The sequence below is a fragment of the Streptacidiphilus pinicola genome, assembly GCF_003258295.1.
Lineage (GTDB): Bacteria > Actinomycetota > Actinomycetes > Streptomycetales > Streptomycetaceae > Streptacidiphilus > Streptacidiphilus pinicola.
In genome coordinates, this window is the sequence record NZ_QKYN01000215.1 from 1 (window position 1) to 5,237 (window position 5,237).

At 71.4% G+C, this 5,237-nt stretch carries 4 protein-coding genes and 1 pseudogene; 4 read left to right on the forward strand and 1 reads right to left on the reverse strand.

All coding sequences use genetic code 11. The features are described 5' to 3' along the window. Positions 1-105: 105 nt before the first annotated feature. The gene (locus DN069_RS37375) at positions 106-1,104 is read left to right on the forward strand and encodes an o-succinylbenzoate synthase (protein WP_111507707.1); all 999 of its coding nucleotides are present in this window, start codon (positions 106-108) and stop codon (positions 1,102-1,104) included. A gap of 937 nt (positions 1,105-2,041) precedes the next feature. Next, positions 2,042-2,395, forward strand: a pseudogene (locus tag DN069_RS37380) (PaaI family thioesterase); the annotation flags it as partial. Positions 2,396-2,649: 254 nt separating this feature from the next. Here the strand turns inward: DN069_RS37380 and DN069_RS37385 are convergent. Next, a complete protein-coding gene (locus tag DN069_RS37385) occupies positions 2,650-3,252 on the reverse strand; it encodes a TetR/AcrR family transcriptional regulator (protein WP_111507708.1) in 603 nt (200 codons plus the stop codon). Between the two features lie 135 nt (positions 3,253-3,387). Here DN069_RS37385 and DN069_RS37390 point away from each other — a divergent pair, with 135 nt between their 5' ends. Further along, positions 3,388-4,614, forward strand: a complete 1,227-nt coding sequence (locus DN069_RS37390) for an RNA-guided endonuclease InsQ/TnpB family protein (RefSeq protein ID WP_111507709.1) — start codon at positions 3,388-3,390, stop codon at positions 4,612-4,614. A 215-nt stretch (positions 4,615-4,829) separates the two neighbouring features. Next, the gene (locus DN069_RS41155) at positions 4,830-5,048 is read left to right on the forward strand and encodes a hypothetical protein (protein ID WP_207892401.1); all 219 of its coding nucleotides are present in this window, start codon (positions 4,830-4,832) and stop codon (positions 5,046-5,048) included. Positions 5,049-5,237 lie beyond the last annotated feature (189 nt).

A 5,237-nucleotide genomic window follows, 5' to 3' on the forward strand; every position in this document is an offset into this window, starting at 1 on the left:
GGCGCCCCCGCCCCCCGCCCCAGGCAGCTCGCGCACGCGGCACCCGCACGATGACACACCCCTCCACGCGGCCGATCCCGGCCGCGGCAGAGCCCGGGAGCACCCATGGATGAGCACGACCTGCTCGCGACCGCCCGCGTCTACGCCATCCCGACGGTGACGCGGTTCCGCGGCATCTCGATCCGCGAAGGCGTGCTCATCCAGGGGCCCCGGGGCTGGGGAGAGTTCTGCCCCTTCCCCGAATACGACGACCGCGAGGCCGAGCGATGGCTGGCAACCGCGCTCGAACAAGCCGTCGCCGGATGGCCGGAGCCGGTCCGCGACCGCGTCCCGGTGAACGTCACCGTTCCCGCCCTCGACCCGGAGCACGCCCACGCCATGGTGACCGGCTCAGGCTGCAGCACAGCGAAGGTCAAGGTCGCCGAGCACGCCGACTCCCTGGCACAGGACCAGGCCAGAGTGGAAGCCGTGCGCGCCGCGCTCGGCACCGGCGGACGCATCCGGATCGACGTCAACGGACGGTGGGACCTCGACACCGCCGTCCAGAACATCCGCGCCCTCGACAACGCCGCAGGCGGGCTGGAGTACGTCGAGCAGCCCTGCGGCTCACTCGAGGAACTGGCCGCACTCCGACGCAGGGTCGACGTGCGCATCGCGGCGGACGAGTCCATCCGCCGCGCCGACGACCCACTGGCCGCCGACCTCACCGAGGCAGCCGACATCGCCGTCATCAAGTGCACGCCCCTGGGCGGGGTGCGCCAGGCGCTGCGGGTCGCCGACCGGACCGGACTTCCCTGTGTGGTCTCCTCCGCGCTGGAGACGAGCGTCGGACTGGCCGCCCAACTGGCCCTGGCCGGAGCCCTGCCCGAACTCGACTTCGCATGCGGGCTCGGCACCCTGCGCCTCCTGGGCGGCGACGTCGTCGGTCCCGACCAGGCGTTCTGGCCGGTCGACGGCTGGCTGCCCGTCCCGCGCACCCCTCCGCGTCCCGACCCGCAGGCGCTCGACACCTTCTCCATGACCGACCCCGACCGGACCGCATGGTGGCGCGAGCGACTGGCCCGGACCCACGCACGCCTCGGCACGTCGACCCAACCCTGGTAACGGTCTTCACGGGAGAGAGGAGAACACTGTGCGACCCGTCCGGGACTACGCGACAGTCAGCTCCCTCGACCGCCGCCGAACAGCCAGGTCCCTACCGGGACCCGCCGGCGAGCCCGAGAAGAACGGCCAAGGATCCTTCCAGGAGCTGGTCACCGCCCACCCCCGCATCGCCGATGCCGTCGCCGCGGCCCGCCGGGGGGAGCGGGTGGAGGCCTGCAGCCGCGAACACATCGACATCACCCGCCGGGTCCGCGTCGATCCGGCCGGGCACGGGATCATCGAGGAAATCGTCTACCCCCACACCCAGCTCCAGAACCTGATCGCCACGTCATGGCTCAACCACACCACGCCGCATGACATGGTGCCGGCCCTGAAGCGGGCCCTGCTCGACGTGCTGCCCGCCCGGGTACCCACCCACGCCCTGGACATCACCATGGGCCGGCCGCCCACCGGAACCCCGGTCCCCGACTTCGGCTACCGTTACAGCCGCCCGACCGCATCACTGACGACGTGGCGTGACTTCGACATCCAGACCGCCACCCTCAGAGCGGCGCTCGTCGAGGCCATGGACCATCCCTCCCCGTGGGCCGTCCAGGTCGACGAAGACACCTTCGCCGCCTTCCACCGACGAGCCATCCCAGCCGTGCGGTGCCGCCAGTGCGGAGAACCCCTCACCGACCAGCACCCCGCCTGGGCCGGGACCTGGGTGGCCCTGGACGAACTGGCCGGCCCCCTGTGCGCCGACTCAAGCCGGACACCGAACTCGGACCACCGCTACGCGGTGTCCGCCCCCGGTGCGCACCATCCGCAACAGGTCGCCCTGACCGGCCGACACGCCCCCGTACCGCTACGTGGAATGAAGGAGCATCACTTGTCCGCCGCACCCGCAGTCCGAAGCACCCCCAGCACGCCACACCAGTCCCTCGCGACAGGCGCCCTGGCCGAACGCCTCGGCATCAAGATCACGGAAGCCACCGCCCAACGGGTCGTCGGCACCATGCCCGTAGCGGGCAACACCCAGCCCGCAGGACTGCTGCACGGCGGCGCGTCCGCCGCCTTCGCCGAAACCCTCGCCTCGATCGGAGCCTCACTGCACGCCGGCCCCGAACGGCACGCCGTAGGACTGGACCTGACCGCGACCCACCACCGCCCGGCCGACTCCGGCCGGCTCACCGGCATCGCCACACCCGCCCACCTGGGCCGCACCGTGGCGACCTACGACGTCACCATCACCGACGACCAAGGCCGCCGCATCGCCAGCTGCCGCCTGACCTGCCTCCTGCGCCCATGACGGCGCACGCACGCCGCAGCCGGCGGGAAGGACACCGGCTGCGAACACCAATGACCACGGCAGGGGCGCATCCCGGCGCCGCCGCGGCATCACCCCACCCCCTGGTACCGGCGCCGGCCAAGGTTCCCCCGTCCTGGCCGGCGCCCTTCCAGATGCCGCGGCGCCCCCTGCTGTCGCGGCGCCCCAGCTGCCGCGCCCCCGATGCCGCCGCTGCGCCCGTGCTGCCGCCGCGCCCGCGTCCCCGGCCGCACGGATCACCGCGGCGCGGCGAACCGGCCCACCAGCAGCTCCACCCGGCGCTCGGTGTCCCCGGCCGGCATCCGCCCCGCCCGGGTCAACGTCGCCAGCCCGTGCAGGGCCGCCCAGAACAGCTCGGTGAACTGCGCCGGGTGGACACCCTCGCCCGCGACCTCACCCACGGCTTCCACCAGCGCCGCGAAGGCGTCCTTCAGCGGCTCGGGGGTGTCCTCCTGGGCGAACGCCAGACCGCCGTCGAGATGGAACATGGCGTCGTAGACCGCCGGATGGCGCGCCGCGAAGTCGAGGTACGCCCGGGCGACGGCAGCCACCCGGGGGAGCGGCCCACCGGCGCCGCCGGTGCCCTCGCCGGCGCGCGCGGCCGCGGCCCGCAGCGCCGCGGCCAGCTCGACGGCACCCTCCAGCGCCACCGCGCCGATGATCTCGCGCTTGCCGCGGAAATGGCTGTACAGGACGGGCTGGCTGTACTCGATCCGCTCGGCGAGCCGGCGCGTGGTGACCGCGTCCCACCCCTGCTGCTCGGCCAGTTCACGAGCCGTCGCCACGATCAGGCGCTCGCGGCCCGCTCTCTCGCGCTCCTTGCGGTCCTGTACCGACATGCGCCGATCCTAGCGCCGCTAGGCAGGCGAGCCGCCGTCGTGCGGGGGTACCTCCCGCAGCGCTGACGGGGCGTGCCTCTTGTCGGTGGTGTGTGGCATGTTGGGCACGTCGATTCCGGGAGGGGGTGTTTCATCATGCAGCTCCGGTACGCGTTTCGCGTGTATCCCAACGGGCCCCAGCGTTCCGCGTTGGCACGCGCGTTCGGCTGCGCCCGGGTCGTGTTCAATGACGGGTTGCGCGCCCGTGAGGACGCCCGCGCCGCCGGGCTGCCGTTCGTCTCCTCGGGGGAATTGTCCAAGCGACTCACCACGGCGAAGGTAACACCGGAGCGTGCCTGGCTCGGTGAGGTGTCCGCAGTGGTGCTGCAACAGTCGTTGCGGGACCTGGACACCGCCTACCGGAACTTCTTCGACGCCGTGAATGGGAAGCGCCCGAAGGTGGGGCCGCCCCGCTTCAAGTCCAAGAGGGATACCCGTCAGTCGATCCGGTTCACCGCGAACGCCCGATGGAAGATCACCCCCGGAGGGGACCTGTCCTTGCCGAAGATCGGCGACGTGCGGGTGAAATGGTCACGCCCCCTGCCAGCGGTGCCGTCCACGGTAACGATGATCAAGGACAGCGCGGGCCGATACTTCGCAAGCTTCATCGTGGAGACTGACGCAGCCGTCGACCTTCAGCGAATGCCCGACACTGACAGCGTGACCGGCATCGACCTGGGCCTGTCGCACTTCGCAATCCTGTCCGACGGCACGAAGATCGACAGTCCCCGCTTCCTGCGGCGTGCCGAGAAGCGGTTGAAGAAGGCGCAGCGGGATCTGTCCCGCAAGGAGAAAGGCAGCAAGAACCGCGAGAAGGCGCGGGCGAAGGTCGCTCGCGCTCACGCGACTGTGGCCGACGCCCGACGCGAGTTCCACCACCAGCTCTCAACCGGGATCATCCGCGAGAACCAAGCGGTCGCCGTTGAGAACCTGGTGGTCAAGGGCCTCGCCCGCACCCGGCTGGCCAAGTCCGTGCACGACGCCGGATGGTCCCAATTCGTCGCCATGCTGGAGTACAAGGCCGCCCGGCACGGGCGCACATTCGTGCGCATCGGACGCTTCGAGCCCACCTCTCAGGTCTGCTCCGCCTGTGGTGTCAAGGACGGACCCAAGCCTCTGGGCGTCCGGGAGTGGGCGTGTGGGGCATGCGGAACCGTCCTCGACCGGGACGTTAACGCCGCCGTCAACATTGCCAAGGCCGCCGGACTGGCGGTTTCGACCTGTCGAGCGCAGGTAAGCCCGGGACCTGTCCCGGCGCAGCGCGAAGAAGCAGGAACCCACCGAGACGGTTATCCGACCGTGGCAGGAATCCCTACCCTTTAGGGCGGGGAGCGGAAGTCAACTGACGACCTCCCAGGCGGGCGGGCGGGAACGACGGGGACGCTGCGTACAAAGAGGCCCGGGCCCTCGCGACGGGCCTGACCGCCCGCCCCCGGACCGTCAAGGCCTGGCTCGCCGACCGACAGACCCCCACCCGCAAGAACCTCGCCCTGATCGACGACGCCTACAAGACCCTGCGCCGCCGCAACGTCGCCCGCGTGGAACTGCACCCCCTGAACCAGAGCGGGGTCGAACTCCCACGCCAGCGCAGCCTGGAGTTCCGCAGCCTCAACATCCGCCGCTGGGACGAGATCGTCGCCTGTTGGGCCGACGGCGACACCCAGGCCCTCGACGACGCCTGGACCGACCAGATCACCGACCTGGGATCCGACTGGGGCAAGTACGAGTACCTCACCTCCGTCGGCTTCTCCGCCTGACCCGGGCACCGGAACGCCCGATTCCTACCGTGTGACACACGACCATGCTGTTGGCTGGCCCCCATGACGTCGCCGATCACCCTGACCGTGGACCCCACCCCCACCACCCCCGCCCTGACCCTGCGCCCCTGGCCCGCATCCGACACCCCCGCGCTCGTCGCCGCCCACCGCGCCGACGCGCTTCGCCCC